This is a genomic window from Streptomyces laculatispora (genome assembly GCF_017353455.1).
GTDB lineage: Bacteria > Actinomycetota > Actinomycetes > Streptomycetales > Streptomycetaceae > Streptomyces > Streptomyces laculatispora.
Genome location: NZ_JAFMPZ010000113.1, coordinates 13,437 through 31,670, shown reverse-complemented (window position 1 = coordinate 31,670; position 18,234 = coordinate 13,437). Strand labels below are relative to the sequence as shown.

12 protein-coding genes are annotated in these 18,234 nt (G+C 68.6%); all 12 read left to right on the top strand.

Annotated features, from left to right (window positions below):
* Positions 1 to 696 precede the first annotated feature (696 nt).
* The 12 genes from J1C73_RS06850 to menC all read left to right on the top strand — a co-directional run bounded on the left by J1C73_RS06850 (position 697) and on the right by menC (position 18,140).
* Positions 697 to 2,490, top strand: coding sequence for an IS481 family transposase (locus J1C73_RS06850; RefSeq protein ID WP_207315542.1), 1,794 nt, complete (start codon positions 697 to 699; stop codon positions 2,488 to 2,490).
* A gap of 301 nt (positions 2,491 to 2,791) precedes the next feature.
* Positions 2,792 to 3,376: a GrpB family protein gene (locus J1C73_RS06845; protein WP_207315541.1), complete on the top strand. Its 585-nt coding sequence runs from the start codon at positions 2,792 to 2,794 to the stop codon at positions 3,374 to 3,376.
* A gap of 810 nt (positions 3,377 to 4,186) precedes the next feature.
* Entirely contained in the window at positions 4,187 to 5,551 is a 1,365-nt protein-coding gene (locus J1C73_RS06840; RefSeq protein WP_242643821.1) for a serine hydrolase domain-containing protein, read from the top strand.
* A gap of 222 nt (positions 5,552 to 5,773) precedes the next feature.
* Positions 5,774 to 7,363, top strand: coding sequence for an ABC transporter substrate-binding protein (locus J1C73_RS06835; RefSeq protein WP_207315539.1), 1,590 nt, complete (start codon positions 5,774 to 5,776; stop codon positions 7,361 to 7,363).
* Between the two features lie 59 nt (positions 7,364 to 7,422).
* A complete protein-coding gene (locus J1C73_RS06830) occupies positions 7,423 to 8,388 on the top strand; it encodes an ABC transporter permease (protein ID WP_207315538.1) in 966 nt (321 codons plus the stop codon).
* Complete coding sequence (locus J1C73_RS06825; protein WP_207315537.1) at positions 8,385 to 9,338, top strand: ABC transporter permease; 954 nt, start codon at positions 8,385 to 8,387, stop codon at positions 9,336 to 9,338. Before J1C73_RS06830 ends, J1C73_RS06825 begins: the two co-directional genes overlap by 4 nt.
* A complete protein-coding gene (locus J1C73_RS06820; protein WP_207315536.1) occupies positions 9,335 to 10,300 on the top strand; it encodes an ABC transporter ATP-binding protein in 966 nt (321 codons plus the stop codon). Before J1C73_RS06825 ends, J1C73_RS06820 begins: the two co-directional genes overlap by 4 nt.
* Positions 10,297 to 11,322, top strand: a complete 1,026-nt coding sequence (locus tag J1C73_RS06815) for an ABC transporter ATP-binding protein (protein WP_207315535.1) — start codon at positions 10,297 to 10,299, stop codon at positions 11,320 to 11,322. The genes J1C73_RS06820 and J1C73_RS06815 overlap by 4 nt, the downstream gene beginning before the upstream one ends.
* Before the next feature lie 231 nt (positions 11,323 to 11,553).
* On the top strand, positions 11,554 to 14,934 hold the full coding sequence (locus tag J1C73_RS06810) for a serine hydrolase (protein WP_207315534.1): 3,381 nt from the start codon (positions 11,554 to 11,556) through the stop codon (positions 14,932 to 14,934).
* A gap of 1 nt (position 14,935) precedes the next feature.
* Complete coding sequence (locus J1C73_RS06805; protein WP_242643820.1) at positions 14,936 to 16,123, top strand: M20 family metallopeptidase; 1,188 nt, start codon at positions 14,936 to 14,938, stop codon at positions 16,121 to 16,123.
* Between the two features lie 14 nt (positions 16,124 to 16,137).
* Positions 16,138 to 17,037 (top strand): GNAT family N-acetyltransferase, encoded by a 900-nt coding sequence (locus tag J1C73_RS06800; protein ID WP_207315533.1) that lies wholly within the window; start codon positions 16,138 to 16,140, stop codon positions 17,035 to 17,037.
* Positions 17,034 to 18,140: an o-succinylbenzoate synthase gene (menC, locus tag J1C73_RS06795; protein ID WP_207315532.1), complete on the top strand. Its 1,107-nt coding sequence runs from the start codon at positions 17,034 to 17,036 to the stop codon at positions 18,138 to 18,140. Before J1C73_RS06800 ends, menC begins: the two co-directional genes overlap by 4 nt.
* Positions 18,141 to 18,234 lie beyond the last annotated feature (94 nt).

The following is an 18,234-nucleotide window of genomic DNA, read 5'->3' as shown; positions in this document are numbered from 1 at the left end:
CAGTTCAGAGGGGGAACTTCATTCTGTGGGAGCCCGGGTTCGTGATTCTCCCGGCCCCGACCGCCATTCGAAAGAGTCCCCCTGTCCCTTTCCCGGAGATCGGGTCCGGGCCCAGCGTGACTGGATCGGACGTCGAAATCGCAACGCACATCCAGGCTCCGAGATCACCTTGTGGCGGTTCTCAGGCGTATGTGTCGCGACTTCTACGCGCCGGTACGGGACGCCGGGCCAGGACCTCGTTCTCCGCAGGGTGAGCGATGCCCAGTACACCGCGGCGACGGCATTGGCGATCCCGAAGACGGCTGTCGCGAAACCGGCCTGTATGTACGAACCCGTACTGTCCCGGACAGCGAGGAGAAAATCCGGACCGCCCATCGCGAGAGCGGACCGGCCGATCAGGGCGGGAGGAAGGCCGTGAACGGCTGCGAGCGACGTGCTCCAACTCCAGGCCCCGTTCGAAACCCAGGAGGCCAGCGGAGCCTGGTCCTGGCGGTGACGCAGTGGGGCAAATGGCGCAGTGAGCCGGCCGTCGGGAATCCGACGCGGCAAGCGGTGTGGGACTCACGTCCAGTACCGGCTTGACGTGTGCAGTCCCACCTCTTCCTTGACGCGGTTGATGCTGGACTTGCTTGACGGTCGCGGGAGATCTTTGACGGTCCGAGCACATCCCGGACGGGCGGCACTCGTTGTTCCGGCATGAGTGAGATAGCCGATCCTGCTGAGATCGCCGTTGAGGACTGGACAGTTGAGCACCGCTTCCGGGCCGTGGTGGAGGTGCTGGACGGTGCGCCGGTGGCCGAAGTTGCTCGCCGGTACGGAACATCACGGCAGTCCCTGCACACCTGGTTGCGGCGGTTCCGTGAGGGCGGACGGGACGGGTTGAAGGACCGGTCGCGTCGGCCGCACACCTCGCCGTCGCGGGTGCCCACCGAGGTCGAGCTCGCCGTCTGTCAGCTGCGGCAGACTTACCCGAAGTGGGGTGCTCGCCGGATCGCCCATGAACTGGCCGTACGTGGGGTCGCGAACGCACCGGGCCGTTCGACGGTGCACCGCATCCTGGTCCGCAACGGCCTGGTCAGCCACCAAGTCCAGGTCCACCGCCGTGTCTACAAGCGGTGGCAGCGGGACGCCCCGATGCAGCTGTGGCAGATGGACCTGATGGGCGGGGTGTTCCTCGCTGATGGGCAGGAGTGCAAGCTCGTCACCGGCATCGACGACTGCTCGCGGTTCATCGTGATCGCTGCGGTGGTGGTGCAGCCGACCGGGCGGGCCGTGTGTCAGGCGTTCATCGAGGCGATGCGCCGCTTCGGGGTCCCCTCGGAGATGCTGACGGACAACGGCAAGCAGTTCACCGGCCGCTACTCCAAACCGCTGCCCACCGAGGTCATGTTCGAGCGGGTATGCCGCGAGAACGGCATCAACCAGCGGCTGACCAAGCCCAGGTCGCCAACCACGACCGGGAAGATCGAACGGTTTCAACAGACCCTGCGTCGCGAAATGCTTGACCACTCCGGCCCCTTCGCCGACCCGGTCGCGGCCCAGAGCGCGATCGACACCTGGGTTCACAGCTATAACCACACCCGGCCCCATCAGTCGCTGGAGATGGCCACTCCGGCTCAGGTTTTCCGCCCGCACTCGATCCCGGCCAGCACGCCGGAGGCCGCGGAAGCCGTGGTTGCCGAGACGACGGCGGGGTTGTCGGAACCGATGAGGCTGCCGGTGCTCCCGCCGCCGAGTTCGTCCGAGGAGAACCTCCCGCTCCAGGCGGTGGAGTTCGAGGCCGTGGTCAGCCCGGGCCGGCACGTGATGCTGCCGCAGGCACGGAGCCTGAAGTTCAGTCCGGCCTTGGTCGGCCGGACCGTCACGGTCTGGGTCAGTCACCGCACCGTCCACGTCGTGCTCGACGGGCAACTGATCCGGACCCGTTCGATGACCTTCACCGACGCCGACCTGCAAGGGCTGGTCCTGCAGGGCGGACGGATCGGCGGGCCCGAACCCCAAGGCGGCGTCAGCGCGGACAAAGCCCTGGCGCCCGCGGCCGTCGTCGAGGTCGATCGCAAGGCCAGCAAAGACGGTGTGGTGTCGCTCGGCCAGACGCCGGTCGCCCTCGGGACGGAGCTGATCGGCAAGCACGTCACTCTGCGTTTCGACGGCAGCCTGATGTATGTGATCCATGCCGGGCTCCTGGTCAAGACCCTCACCGCCCCGATCCCGCACCAGCGCCGCGCGAAACTCACCGACGCCCGGACCGCGACCACACCTCTGCCACCGCCACCGTCGCAGCCGCGACGGGCCATTCGGCGGGTCGGAGCCGACGGCACCTTCGTCGTCGCCCCGCACAAGCTCCGCCCCGGCGTCGCGCACGCCGGCAAGACCGTCACCGTGGTCATCGAGGAGACCTGCTTCCGCGTCCTCGACGGCGAGGTCGAGATCTCCACCCACCCACTCAAGGGCGGCCCCGTCACCCGCTACATCGCCAAACCCCGCTGACCGTCAACCATCAACTGGGACCGTCAAACATCAAGCGAGACACCGTCAAGCAAGTCCCGGGACTGAACTGTCAAGCATCTCCCCGGACCTCACATGACACGGCTCACCCGGGTCGTCATGTGGTTCGACAGGCACATGCCGGCGCGGGAGAGGCCGGTGAACCGAGCGGGCGGTGCGCTCGGCGGGACCGGGGCGGACGGCCGGACGCCACTGCGGTCCGGATCCTGGGCCGGTTCCGAGCCGGTATCCCTGGCACCGCACCGCGTGCTCCGCCATGGTGCCCTCACGTAGGGTCGATCAGATGGCGAACGACGACCAAGAACCGGTGCAGGCGGAAGAAGGAAACCCCTGGGTCCACGGCGCCCCGACGGTTGAGCACATCGAGGTGGTTCCGTACAACGAAGAATGGCCCGGCCGGTATACGGCCCTCGAGGCCCGGATCGCGGAGGCGCTGGGGGACGGGGCCCTCAAGATTGCCCACGTGGGTTCCACCGCGGTGCCGGGCCTCGCGGCCAAGGACGTCATCGACATCGACCTCACCGTCAGGAACCCGCGTCGGGAGGAAACGTACGTTCCGCAACTCACCGCACTCGGCTACGACCTCACGGTACGCGAGCCGTGGTGGCACGAGCACCGCATGCTCCGGCTTGCGCAACCACGCGTGAATCTTCATGTGTTCGGACACGGCACGCCCGAACTCTCGCGGCACCTGATGTTTCGGGACTGGCTGCGGTCACACCCGGACGACCGCGAGTTGTACGCGAAAGCGAAGGCAGCCGCCGCGCCCGGCGCCTGCCACGCGATGGAGTACAACTCCAGGAAACAGACGGTGGTGGAACAGATCTATGAACGGATGTACGCGGGCCGCCACCGGCGTGATCCTTGACCTGCAGTGGCGCAGAAACGACCGAGGCACGGCGAGCTCCGTCTCCCGTGCCTCATCGCCGGGTTCCATAGCGCTTCATGAACACGAGTAGCCGTGCACGGATCCTCGGATCCAGTGTCCGTCCGTCCAGGATCAGTGGCCAAGGCCCATGCCGGAACATCCCCTGGCGTTCACCAACGAGGGCGTGCCGACGATCGGAGCGTTCTGCGACGCGGCATCCCCTGATCGAGGAATAGGGCGAAGGTACACCGGAGCCACCGAGCAGCGGGGATGCTCCGCACCACTACTGGCTCACTTCCCCCGCGCGTTCACTCATGCGGATGCCGGTGCCGGACAGCGACGGTACGCAGACCAATGGATCCGAGTTCCCCGTCGTTCACCGTATGGCGGGCCATCAGTACGACGTGCTCGGCTGGACCTGCCGTGCAACAGGGTCCTCGGGGTCCGTCCAGACCTGACAGGGGCCCCCTTGGCCAACTGGGTGTGGCCTCGAAAGTTGCCGGGCCGGGCCACTGGGGGGATCCGGCCACCTGCTGACCACACCGCCGCTGGCGAGCACATCCATCTGACACGGGCGGCGCCACTGCCGTTTGGCCGATTCCACAAGGCTCTGAAGGAAATTCTGAAATCGCGTCCAACGAAGACACATACCCACCGGTCCAGACTTTCCCCGTGGCAGGGAGCGCACCTGCCGCCCCCGCAGCCGGTGCTGCTTCCGGACATCAGCGCCGCACATACGGCACCACACAGTTGCAACACCATCGGACCCGATTCGTACTCGCTGAACAGGGTGATCCCGCTATGAACTCCATGTCCCATCCACCGGCACCATCGCCCCTCAAGGCCGTCGGGAGCGCCGAGCGTGCATTGCGCGAAGCGCCGTTCGCCGCCGGGCTGTCGATGGCCGTGACCGACCGCACCGGCGTCCTGGCGTCGAGCGTGCACGGGCTCGCCGACGTCGCCGCCGGGCGGCCGGTCACCGCCGACACGCTCTTCGAGATCGGCTCGGTCTCGAAGGGATTCACCTGCGTGCTGCTGCTGCAGGCCCAGGACGCGGGGTTGATCGACCTCGATCAGCCGGTGGCCCGGTACTTGCCGTGGTTCCGGGTGCGCTCGCGCTTCGCCCCCGTCACCGTACGGCACCTGATGACGCACACCGCGGGGATCATCGAGGGCTCGGACTTCTCGGGGGAAGCGACGTTCGAGGTCTGGTCGCTGCGCGAAACTGAGGCGACGTCTCCACCGGGGACCTGGTTTCACTACTCCAACGTCGGCTACAAGGCGCTGGGCCTTCTCCTGGAAGCCGTCCACGAGCGGCCCTACCACCAGATTCTGCGAGAGTTCCTGCTGGCTCCGCTGGGCATGACGTCCTCGGTAGCCGCGATCACCGACGAGATGCGGTCCCGGCTGGCGGTGGGCTACGAACCGCGCTCCGGCGGCAGTGCCCCGGTCCCGGCAGAGGGTCTGATACCCGCGACCTGGCTTGAAACCGCCACCGCGGACGGCAGCATCGCCGCCACCGCGCTGGACATGACGGCTTGGCTGAGACTGCTGCTCGGGACGGGCACCGGCCGCCTGCTGTCGGACCGTGGCCGGGACGAGATGTTCCTCCCCGCAATCGCCGTCGACGACGACCTCGGCTGCTCCTACGGCCTGGGCATCAGGACAGGCGTGATCGAGGGGCGCCATCATGTCTGGCATTCCGGCGGCATGATCGGCTACTACTCGGCAGTCGCCTGCGACCTTGACTCGGGGATCGGAGCCGTCGTCCTTGCCAACGGTCCCGGGCCCTGGCAGGAAGCAGCCCTGCACGCTCTCGCCGCCGCACGCGCCGAAGCTGCGGGAGCGCCGGTCCCCGAATTCACCGTTCAGCCGTACGACGAGGAGCCTCCCCGTGCCGACCCCCCGCCTCCGGCGTGGGCGCCGCTCGTCGGCCACTACCGCTGTCACAACCCCTGGCTGCCCGGCCTGCGCGTTATCGCGCGCGACGGCAGGCTGTGGTCCTGGCTGGGAGACGGTGACGAGCAGGTGCTCACCCAACTGCCGGACGGCAGCTTCCGGATCGGCGCGGACGAACGGTCACCAGAGCGTCTGCGGTTCGACACCGTGATCGGCGGCACCGCGACCCGCGCCACACACTCCGGGTGCGCTCTCTACCGGTCGTTCACCCCCTGAGACCGGAACCGGACGGCCCCTCCGACGCGACGAGCGTCACCGGGTCGCCGAGCACCGATCACCGCAGCGGTCGCGATTTCCCTCCCCGCACCACAGGATCTCCACTCCCACCCGCACCGAGGTGATGTCCCCATGAGACTCAGACGCGCCCTCGCTTCTCGCCCTGCCCGGTCACGTGGACCGAGCCGCTTGCGGCGAAGTGGCGTTGCCGTCGCTGTCGTGATGGCTCTCTGCTTCAGTGCCGCCTGCGACAGTGCCGCCACCCGGAACGTCTTCCGCCTCGGCGGCACCGAGCCGATCGACTCGATGAACCCGTTCGTCGCCGTGAACTCGTCGTCGTACGCGGTCTTCGAGAACATCTATCCGTCCCTGGTCCAGGTCGACCCCGCGCTGAAGACCGTGCCGGACTTCGCCGGCAGCTGGCAGATGTCGCCGGACGGAAAGACCTGGACGTTCCACACCAAGCCCGGCGCGAAATGGTCCGACGGCGAACCACTGACAGCCGCGGACGCGGCCTGGACCTTCGAAACGGTCATCAAGCACCAGGAAGGGCCCACGGGCAGCCTGGCAGGTTACGTCGCCTACATGGAGAGCGCCACCGCACCCGATCCCAACACCCTGGTGCTGAAGTACTCCCGGCCGGTCGCCAACGTCCTCGCCCAGATGTCGGGCATACAGATCCTGCCCGAGCACATATGGGCGCGATTCGCGGTCGGCAACGGCAAGGGCCTGCTCACCTTCACCAATCCGGCACCGGTCGTTTCCGGCGGCCCGTTCACCCTGGTCAAGTACGCCCAGGGCCGCATCGCACTGCTGAAGCGCAACCCGCGGTACTACGGCCCCGCGCCGCACGTCGACGGCCTCGGCCTGCAGTTCTTCGACACCGACGACGCGATGATCACCGCACTGAAGAACGGCCGGCTCGACGGGGTGCAGTCGGTGGCGCCGACTTCGGTGGCCGCGCTGAAATCGGCGGGCCTCGTCGTGGCGTCAGCCCCCGGAGCGGCGTTCGACGACTTCATCCTCAACGCGAACCCGAATCAGGCGGCCGACCACCGTGAGCTGGTCGACCCGCTGGTCAGGCAGGCATTCGACCGAGCGATCGACAGGAACGCGATCGTCAAGACGGCACTGCTCGGCTTCGGCCGGCCCGGGGCGTCGATCATCCCGCCGTCGACCGGGCACTGGAGCGACCCGACGATCAAGCCGACCCCGTACGACCCGGCCGCGGCGAACCGTCTCCTGGACGAAGCCGGATACCGCATGGGGCCCGACAAGATCCGGATCGCGAACGGCCACCCGATGTCGTACACCGTGATCATGCCCGCCAGCATCACCAACGGGTACGGGGCCCGTTCGTTCCAGATCATTCAGGCCGGCTTCAAGAAGATCGGCGTCCAGCTCGTCCCGAAGCACATGGACGCCTCGGCTGCCAATGAGGCTCTCTTCGCCAAGAAGTACCAGAGTTTCGAGGCCGCGATGTGGGGCTTCTCGCTCACGACCGACCCGGACGGGATGCTCTCCTATCTGACCTGCCGGTCCCGGTACAGCCTCAACGACAGCGGGTACTGCACCAAGTTCTGGGACGGGCTGTACGCGAAGCAGGCCACGGCGATGGACCCGGAGGTCCGGCAGCGGATCGTCCATCAGATGCAACAGACCGCCGCCCGGGAGCGTTTGTACCTGGTGCTGGACTATCCGGATTCGATCGAGGCGCACTCCCCGTCCTGGACGGACCTGCCAATGATCGAGGGCAGTTCGTTCTCGGCAACCTCGAAGATCCCGTTCCAGACCGTCCACCGGGTCGGGTGAGCGATGAGCCACGACATGTGGAGTCGGCTCGCCCACTCCCCGGCTGAAGGGGGAGGCTCGTGAACCGCACGGAACATCTCTTGAAGCGAGCGGCGTTCGCACTGACCACGATCTTTGTGGCGGTTACGACCAACTTCTTTCTCTTTCGCGTGCTGCCGGGTGACGCGGTGACGAACATGGCCCGGGTGCCGCACGCCAGCCCCCAGCTCAAGCACGCGCTGACTGCGGAGTTCGGGCTGGACAAATCGAAATGGGAGCAGTACCTGACCTATTTGCGCAACCTCTGCCACGGGGACATGGGTATGTCGTTCGCCCATCGGCAGCCGGTGCGCGAGCTGCTGGTCGCGGACCTGATGAACACGGTGCCGTTGGTGCTGGCCGGTACCGTCGCCGCGGTCGTCGCGGGCGTCCTCGCGGGAGTCATCTCTGCCTGGCGGCGCGCGTCAGCGGCCGATCACCTGAGCACGAACCTGGCGATCTTCGCGTACGCGCTGCCCAGCCAGTGGCTCGGTCTGGTGCTCCTGATCCTTTTCGCCGGGGTCCTTCCGTCGGGCGGGATGATGAACGAGTTCCTCTTCGAGCCCGCGCCGTTCTGGCAACACCTGGGTGACATCGGTACACACGCGATCCTGCCGGTCGTCACACTGATGCTGACCGCCTACGGCGGCTACACACTGGTCGTGCGCTCGTCGATGCTGGAGATCCTCGGAGAGGACTACGTCCTGACCGCGCGGGCCAAGGGCCTGCCGGCCCGGCGCATCGTCTGGAGGCATGCGGCGCGCAACGCGATGCTGCCGATGGTCACGCTGATCGCTCTGGACCTCGGATACATCGTCGGCGGCGCCGTGCTGATCGAGGTGCTCTTCAGCTGGCCCGGTATCGGCCTGGCCATGTACACCGCAATCAGCCAGCGGGACTACCCCATGCTGCAAGGCGGATTCCTGATCCTGACCGTCTCGGTGATCCTCCTGAACTTTCTCGCCGATCTGGTCTACGCCCGACTCGACCCGAGGATCCAGCGATGAGTGTGCAGATCAGCAAAGCCTCACCCACCGCGGAGGCCGTCGGTCCACACCGGAGCGGTTTCCTTCGCACCGCGTTGCGTGAGCACAAGGCCGCCGTCGCGGGCCTTGCCGTCATCGTGTTCTTCGTCGTTCTATCCGTGATCGGTCCCTACATATCGCCGTACAGCGCGACAGCACAGACCTGCGCGGTCTACGCCCCGCCGTCGGCGCAGCACTGGCTCGGTTGTGACGACGGTGGCATCGACATGCTTTCGGAACTCATACAGGGCGGGCGTGTCTCGCTGCTGGTCGGATTCGCCGCCACCCTGATCTCCATGGTGATCGGGGGTGGATTCGGGATCCTGTCCGGTTACTTCGGCGGCTGGGTCGATACCTCGCTGATGCGGATCACGGACTACCTGCTGGTCATTCCCGACCTGGTGCTCGCCATGGTGATCGCCGAAGTGTGGGGGGCGAGTCTGTTCCACGTGATCATGGTGATCGGCATCCTCGAGTGGACCTCCACGGCCCGCATCATCAGAGCCCAGGTCATGTCGATTCGTGAGCGTGTCTACATCAAACGCACGCGCGGACTGGGCGCCGGCAACGCCCGCATCATCGGACGGCACATCCTGCCGCAGGTCGGACCGCTCCTGGTCGCCAACACCGTGCTGACCGTGGCCGTGGCGATCTACCTGGAGACAGCACTGGCGTTCCTGGGCCTGGAGGACCCCGGCGTGACGACCTGGGGGACCATCCTGAACAACGCGTTCCAGCGCACCGCGATCAGCTCCGGAGCCTGGTGGGCGATCGTCCCGGACGGATTCGTGATCGCCGCGGTGATCGTCGGCTGCTTCCTGCTCGGTCAGGCCATCGAAGACACCCTCAACCCCCGGTTGAAGGTTGCCCATCTCTCAGTACGCCGCTGGCGGCTGCGCCCGCTGATCGGAAGAGGCGAGGACGCGATATGAGCCTTCTGGAGTGCAGGGACCTGCATGTCTGGTTCGACCAGAAGCACGGCGGCCAGGTACACGCGGTCAACGGGGTGAGCTTCGACCTGGACGCGGGGCAGCGGTTCGGCCTCGTGGGTGAGTCCGGGTGCGGCAAGACCACGACGATCCTGGCGCTGATGGGACTGTTGCCGCCGACCGCCTCGGTGACGGGCGAGGTCCGCATCAACGGCACCGACATTCTGTGCGGCGGCGAGGAATCGGTCCGCCCGTTCCGCTGGCGGGACATCGCCATGGTGTTCCAGGGCGCGATGAACGCCTTCAACCCGATGAAGACTGTCGCCTGGCAGATCGCCGAACCGATGGTCCACCACGGCGTTGCGGACCGGGCTCAGGCCCGCAGCCGCGCCGGTGAACTACTGGAGCTGGTCGGAATCCCCGCCGTGGCCGGGAAACGCTATCCGCACGAGTTCTCCGGAGGCATGCGCCAACGCGCGGCGATCGCGATGGCCCTCGCCTGCGAGCCGAAGATCCTGCTCGCCGACGAGCCGACCACCGCGCTGGACGTGATGGTCCAGGCGCAGGTCCTGGAACTGCTGACCCGTCTCTGCGACGAGATGGGCCTCGCGCTGATTCTGGTGACGCACGATCTGCCAGTGGTCGCCCAGACCTGTGAGCGGGCCGCCGTCATGTACGGCGGCGAGATCGTGGAGGACGGGCCGGTCGCCGATCTCTACCATGCCGCCCGCCATCCCTACACCCGGCTGCTGTTCGCCGCCACACCCGACCTCTACGGGGAGGAGCGGATCACCACGATCCCCGGGGGGCCGCCCCGGCTGGACTCCGTGATCGCCGGCTGCCCGTTCCGGCCGCGGTGCGACGTGCCGTTGGAGCGGTGCGACGGCGAGCACCCAACGCTGAGTATCACCGGCCCGGACCACCGTGCCGCTTGTCACCGCAACGAACTCCAGGGGGCGAAATGAGTACGCCACACGCGGCGGGACCAGCGGCGGAATCACTGCTGGAAGTGGAGGGACTGGCGGCACGCTACCCCGTGCGTCGCGGCCTGACCCACGTACTGGCGCGCCGAACAAGGCGCTGGGTGCACGCAGTCGACGGAGTCAGCCTCAGCCTGGCCCGCGGCGAGATGGTCGCCCTGGTCGGCGAGTCCGGCTGCGGGAAGACCACGACCATCCAGACGATCAGCGGCATGGTCACGCCTTCCTCCGGCTCGATCCAGCTGGATGGAACCGAGATCGCCGGCCTGTCCGAACGGAGGTTGCGCCCCTTGCGCAGACGGATGCAGATGATCTACCAGGATCCCTACGAATCACTGGATCCACGGTTCCGGGTCAGCCAGACGCTGGTGGAACCGATGCTCATCCACGGTATCGGCGGTTCGCGGAGCGACCGGGCCGGACTTGCCGCCGAGGCCCTGGAACGGGCGGGCCTCGCGCCGGCGGGGGCCTTCCTCGACCGCTACCCGCACGAGCTGTCCGGCGGGCAGCGTCAGCGGGTGGCGATCGCCGCGGCACTCGTCCTCGGCCCTGACCTGCTGCTCGCCGACGAACCCGTGTCCATGCTCGACGTCTCGGTCCGTGCCGGAGTGCTCTCCCTCCTCGACGCGCTGCGTCGCGACCCCGGGATGGGAATCCTGATGATCACTCACGACCTCTCCACCGCAGCCCACTTCGCGGACCGCATCGCGGTCATGTACCTGGGCCGCATCGTCGAGCATGGGGCGGCGCAGACGGTGGTCCGCACCCCGCGCCACCCTTACACCCGGGCCCTGCTGTCGGTGGTTCCCGACCGGGACCCCCGCAAGGCCGGGACACCGCAGATTCTGACCGGCGAGGCCCCCGACCCGGCCAACGTGCCGTCCGGCTGCCGGTTCCGCACCCGCTGCCCCGTCGCCGAAGCGCAGTGCGCGACGGCCGATCCACACCTGCGATTCCCGTCGGACGCGACGGACCCGGCCCACGAGGTCGCCTGCCATCTGGCCTAGGGGCCGTCTGACACATAGCGCCGTCCGCCCGAAGAGCGGGTTCCTGCGGCGTCCGGTGCGTGCGACCGCAAGGCGGAGGAGCGTCCTCGTGCCGGACGTACGAGGACGATTCCGACAACGCCGCGAGTGTGCGTGCCGGCCGTCGCGGGCCAGGCGGGATATGTCAGACAGGCCCCGGGGCACCTGCCGATTGTGAAGATCCCCGGCACACCCTCCGACCGAAAAGAAGCCATGACCTTGACCAAGCCCTCGCGCGCGGCACGCCGCCAGCGCATCGACGACCTGACCACGTTCGCCGTTCCGGAGCAGCCGGCCCTGTCGCCGGACGGTAACGAGTGCCTCTACGTGTTGCGCACCTGCGACGCGGAAGCCGACCGGAACGTGCGCGCCATCTGGCGCGTCGGCACCCGCACCGGCCGGCCGCGCCAACTGACCCACGGCACGGCCGACACCTCACCCGCGTGGTCACCGGACGGCGGACGCATCGCCTTCCTGCGCTCGCGGGATGAGGCACCGCAGATATGGCTGCTCCCCGCCGACGGCGGGGAGGCCGGGCAACTGACCACACTTCCGCTCGGGGCTGGTGCGCCCGTGTGGAGCCCGGACGGCTCGAAGATCGCCTTCGTGGCAGCGGTGGATCCGCTCGCGGCCGGCTCGGACGGCATGTCGCCCGAGGTCCGCGCGAGCGCACCGCTCGTCGCGGACCGGCTCACCTATCAGGAGGACGGCGCGGGTCTGCTGGGCGCTGTACGCCGTCACCTGCACGTCCTCGACCTGGCCACCGGACGGTGCCGCCAGGTGACCGAGGGGGACTGGCATGCCAACCATCCTGCCTGGTCACCGGATTCGAAACGGCTGGCGTTCGCCGCGGCGATGGCTCCGGACGCGGATCTGCGGGCCCGCATGCCCTTGTACGTCCTCGACGTGAGCGGCGAGTCGGCGAAGCCGGAGCCGGCGGGCCTGCCCGACGGGTTCGCCGGTCCGATCCTGTGGACGCCGGACGCTACGGCACTCCTCGTCGTGGGGACCGCCGGCGAACCGGCCGGCCACGCCCGCCTCCTGCGCGTTCCGCTCGACGGCGGCGCACCGGAAGAGCCGGCCGCCGCACTGGACCGCAACGTGATGCCGGGTGGTCCGGGCTACCCCGGGGCCCTGCCGCAGTTCGGCGACGACGGTCGCACGGTCCTGTTCTGTGCCCGCGATCGTGGCTGTACCCATCTGTACGCGGTGTCCGCCGAGGGCGGCACGCCCCGTCCACTCGTCGCGGGTGCCGGGCGGAACGTCATGGGCCTGTCAGTGGCGGGCGACACGGCCGTCATAGTGCTCGGCACGCCGGCCTCGTTCGGTGAGATCGTCACCGTGGACCTCGCGACGGGTGCGGAAGCGGTCCGGACCGAACACGGGGCGGGCCTGGCCGATGTCGAACTGTTCCCGCGCGAGGAACGGGAGTTCACGGTCTCGGACGGTACGGTCGTCCAGGGCTGGCTCATCCACGACCCGGCCGTGGAAGGTCCACGCCCGCTGCTCCTGGACATCCATGGCGGACCGCACAACGCATGGAACGGTGCCGCCAACGAGGTGGAGCTCTACCACCAGGAACTCGTGGCGCGCGGCTGGGCCGTTCTGCTGCTGAACCCGCGTGGCAGCGACGGGTACGGCGAGCAGTACTGGAACGCCGCGGTCGGTGCCTGGGGCGAGGCCGATGCGAAGGACCTCCTGGAACCCGTCGACGATCTCGTGGCAGCGGGGATCGCCGACCCTGCCAGGCTGGCCGTCTCCGGCTACAGCTACGGCGGATATCTGACCTGCTACCTCACCAGCCGGGACGACCGGTTCGCGGCCGCGGTGACGGGCGGAGTGATCAGCGACCTCGTCAGCCTGACCGGCACGGCCGACGACGCCCATGTGTTCGGCCTGTCCGAACTCGGTGCTCTTCCGTGGACCGCCCCGGACCGCTACGCGGCGATGTCACCGCTGACCCGGGTCGACCAGGTCAGGACGCCGACCCTGATCCTGCACGGCGCGGCAGACCTGGGCTGCCCGGTCGGCCAGGCCCAGCAGTGGCACACGGCGCTGCGGGGGCGCGGCGTACCCACCCGGCTCGTGCTCTACCCGGAGGCATCGCACCTGTTCGTCCTCGACGGGCCGCCGTCGCAGCGGATCGACTTCAACCGTCGCATCGTGGACTGGGTCGAGCAGCACGCCGGCAGTAGCTCCGGACCCGCACGGCCCCGCCTCGACGCCGCGCACTGGCAGCGCCGGCTGACCACGCTGGCCGAGCACCACCACGTACCCGGAGCCACGCTCGGCATCCTGCGGATGGGTTCCGGCAGGGAGGACGAGCTTGCCGAGGCCGCGTACGGCGTGCTCAACAAGGACACCGGTGTAGGGACGACGACTGACTCCGTATTCCAGATCGGTTCGATCACCAAGGTCTGGACGGCGACGGTCGTCATGCAGCTCGTCGACGAGGGTCTGCTGCGCCTCGACACCCCTATCGCCGAAGTCCTGCCCGAACTGCGGCTTTCCGAGCCGGACGTCGCCAAGCGCGTGACCATGCGGCATCTGCTTACGCACACGAGCGGCATCGACGGCGACGTCTTCACCGACACGGGACGAGGAGACGACTGCCTGGAGAAGTACGTGGCACTGCTGGCCGGCGTGGCGCAGAACCATCCGCTGGACGCGACCTGGTCCTATTGCAACGCCGGTTTCTCGCTGGCCGGCCGGGTGATCGAGAAGCTGACCGGCGACACGTGGGACGAGGCCATACGGAAGCGGCTCTTCACCCCGCTGGGCCTTGAGCGTACGGTTACGCTGCCCGAGGAGGCGCTGCTGCACCGCACCGCCGTCGGTCACATGACCGACGGCGGGACCGAGCCGGTGCGTACACCGGTGTGGGGACTGCCACGAGCGGTGGCGCCCGCCGGCCTGATCAGCTCGACCGTCGCCGACGTGCTCACGTTCGCGCGAATGCACCTCGCCGGCGGGCTGGCGCACGGTGGTACCCGGCTGCTCACCGAGGCGAGCGCCGCGGCAATGGCCGATTCCCAGGTGGAACTTCCGGACCACTTCGACCTCGCCGACTCATGGGGCCTCGGCTGGTCCCGTATCGGCTGGGACGGTCGCCGGCTCCTCGGGCACGACGGCTCGACGATCGGACAGGACGCCTACCTGCGCCTGCTGCCCGACGAGCGTCTTGCGGTCGCTCTGCTCACCAACGGCGGCGACACGACGGGGCTGTACGAGGACCTGTTCGGCGAGATCTTTGCCGAGCTTGCCGACGTCGCGATGCCGCCACCGCTCGGCCCACCGGCGCTGCCCGTGCCGCAGGACGTACGACCCCATCTGGGCACGTACGAGCGGGCGGGCGTCCGGATGGAGGTGCTCGACGGGGACGACGGTCCGATCCTGCGGACGACGGTCACCGGCCCGCCGGCCGGGCTGACGTCCGGTCCGGAGACCGAGCAGGCGATGGTGCCGGTCAAGGAGAACCTGTTCGTCGTCCACGACCCCGAGGAACAGTCCTGGGCTCCGGTGACCTTCTACGTCCTGCCGACGGGCGAGCGGTATCTCCATGTCGCCCTGCGCGCCACACCGAAGGCAGACTGACATGGACCTCACAACTTTCGGCGCCGACATGACCGCCGCGCTGCCGGAGATGCTCGCGGACATCGAGGCACTCGTGACATGCGAGTCGCCGTCCAGCGATCCGGCCGCGCTCGCCAGAAGCGCGGACACGGTGGCACGGGTCGGCGCACAGCGGCTCGGAGTGGCCCCGGAACGCATCGTCCTGGACGGGCGTACGCACCTGCGCTGGCGCCTCGGCGACGGGCCGCCCCGCGTGCTGCTGCTCGGGCACCACGACACCGTATGGCCGATAGGGACGCTGAGGACCCATCCGTTCACGGTTGCCGACGGCGTGCTGCGCGGCCCGGGCTGCTTCGACATGAAGGCAGGCCTGGTGCTGGCGATGCACGCCGCGGCCCGCCTTCCCGACCCCTCGGGCGTGACGATTCTGATCACCGCAGACGAAGAGATCGGCGCGCCCAGCTCGCGGACGCTCATCGAGACCGAGGCCACCGGCCTGGCCGCGGCTCTGGTGCTCGAATCGGCAGCCGACGGAGGCGCGCTCAAGACCGAGCGCAAGGGCGTATCGCAGTACGAGGTGGCCGTCTCGGGCCGGGCCGCCCACGCCGGTCTCGAACCCGAGCGCGGTGTCAACGCCACCGTCGAGACAGCTCATCAGGTGCTGGCAGTGACCGCGCTCGCCGCCCCGGACCGGGGCACGACGGTCACACCGACGCTGATGTCTGCGGGTCTCACATCGAACACCGTGCCGGCCTCCGGGGAGTTCACGGTCGACGTGAGGGTCCGCGACGTCGCCGAGCAGCACCGGATAGACGCCGCGATGCGCGCCCTGCAGCCGATGCTGGACGGTGCGCGCGTGGAGATCACGGGCGGCCCGAACTGTCCGCCGCTGGCCGCGGAGGCGTCAGCAGCCCTGTACGCGCGCGCCGTGGCCGTGGCCGTCGACCTCGGACTGCCGCCACCAATCCGTGCCGCGGTGGGTGGCGGCTCGGACGGCAACTTCACCGCCGGCGTCGGCACACCCACGCTGGACGGGCTCGGCGCGGTGGGCGGCGGCGCCCACGCCGACGACGAGCATGTGCTGGTTGCCGAGTTGCCGGCAAGCGCCGCCCTGGTCGCGGCGCTCGTCGCCGGGTTGCTCGACGAGGCGTCGGCCGGCCCCTCCCCAGCGGGCCGGTCACGACCTTTCCGAACGAGGTCACGAGAATGAGAATGGAGCGAGTGGTGGACCTGTACAGTCTCCGCGCCGGTGCGGATCCGGGCCCTGACGCCGCCATGAACGCCGCAGACCTGGCCGCGCGCGCGGCGGGCGTTCATGTCCGCGAGATCGCCGAAATCGGTGAACTCGAAGCGGTGCACAGGCTTTACGACACGATCTGGCGCCCCGACCCGTCGACCCCGCCGGTGCCGCTCGACTTCCTGCGAGCCCTGGCCAAGGCCGGAAACTACGTCACCGGCGCGTTCGACGGCCCCCGGCTGGTGGGTGCGTGTGTCGGCTTCTTCGGCCCACCCGCGTCGGAGGCGATGCACAGCCATATCGCCGGGGTGTCCGCGGCGGCACACGGCCGGAGCGTCGGCTTCGCCCTCAAGCTGCACCAGCGCGCCTGGGCGATGACGCGTGGCGTATCGGAGATCGCGTGGACCTTCGACCCACTCGTCAGCCGCAACGCGTACTTCAATCTGGCCAAACTCGCCGCCGGGGCCACGGAGTACCTGACCAATTTCTACGGCGGCATGCACGACGGCATCAACGGATACGACGACACCGACCGGCTGCTCGTCCGGTGGTCCTTGCACACGCCCGAAGTGGCGGCCGCCGGCACCGGAACGGTCCGGCCGTGCGACGCGGAGTCCGAGCGGCGGCGCGGAGCCGTGGTGGTGCTCGCCTGCTCCGACGACGGGTTGCCGGTGCCCGGCGTGCCGGACGGCGACATGCTACTGGTGGCCGTGCCGCCGGACATCACGTCGCTGCGCGCGGCAGAGCCCGAACGCGGCCGGGCGTGGCGCACCGCACTGCGCGAGGTGCTCACGGCAGCGATGGCGGATGGCCTCCACATCGCCGGATTCGACAAGTCCGGCTGGTACGTCCTCAAACGCGACACAACAGAAGGGCAGCACGCATGAAACTGACCGGAGTGGAACTTCGCCGGATCCGCCTGCCACTCGTGGCACCGTTCCGTACCTCATTCGGCACCGAGACGGAGCGCGAAGCCCTGCTCCTGCGTGTGGTCGCCGACGAGGCGGAGGGCTGGGGAGAATGCGTCGCCACGGTCGATCCGCTGTACTCCTCCGAGTACGCCGACGCCGCGGTGGATGTACTGAGCCGCTTCCTCATTCCCGCCCTCGCGGCGCACGATCGGCTGAGCGCCAACGCCGTCGCACCCGCACTGGCCCGGTTTAAGGGACACCGGATGGCCAAGGCGGCGCTCGAGATGGGCGTGCTCGACGCCGAACTGCGAGCCCTGGGCCGGCCGCTGGCGCAGGAGCTCGGCGCCACACATGACCGTGTCCCCTGCGGGGTCTCGGTCGGCATCATGTCCTCCATCGGCGAGCTCCTCGACGCCGTCGGAGGCTACCTCGACGAGGGATACGTCCGCATCAAGCTGAAGATCGAACCCGGATGGGACATCGAACCGGTACGCGCGGTACGCGAGCGGTTCGGCGACGATGTGCTGCTGCAGGTCGACGCGAACACGGCGTACACACGCGCCGATGCACACCATCTCGCAAGGCTCGACCCCTTCGGCCTACTGCTGATCGAGCAGCCGCTCGACGAAGAAGACATCCTCGGCCACGCCGAGCTGGCCAAAGCTGTCCGCACGCCCATCTGCCTGGACGAGTCCATCACATCGGCCCGCGCAGCTGCTGACGCGATCAGGCTCGGCGCGTGTTCGATCGTCAACGTCAAGCCCGGACGCGTCGGTGGGTACCTCGAGGCCCGCCGCATCCACGACGTCTGCGTCGCTCACGGCGTGCCGGTGTGGTGCGGTGGGATGCTGGAGACCGGTCTGGGCCGGGCGGCGAACATCGCACTGGCAGCACTGCCAGGCTTCTCACTGCCCGGCGACACATCCGCCTCGGACCGCTACTACCGGACGGACATCACTACCCCGTTCGTCCTGAGCGACGGCCACCTTCCGGTGCCGACAGGCCCCGGTATCGGCGTCATGCCCCTCCCCGAGGAGCTGAAGGCAGCCACCGTCAGTACCCAGTGGCTGCCTCTGTAGACCGCTGCACGCGATCTGGCCTTTCGTCGGGCAGTAGTTGGAGCCGCTGAAGTCCACGGACCGAAGTGACCTCCAGCCTGCCCGGCGTCGGGCC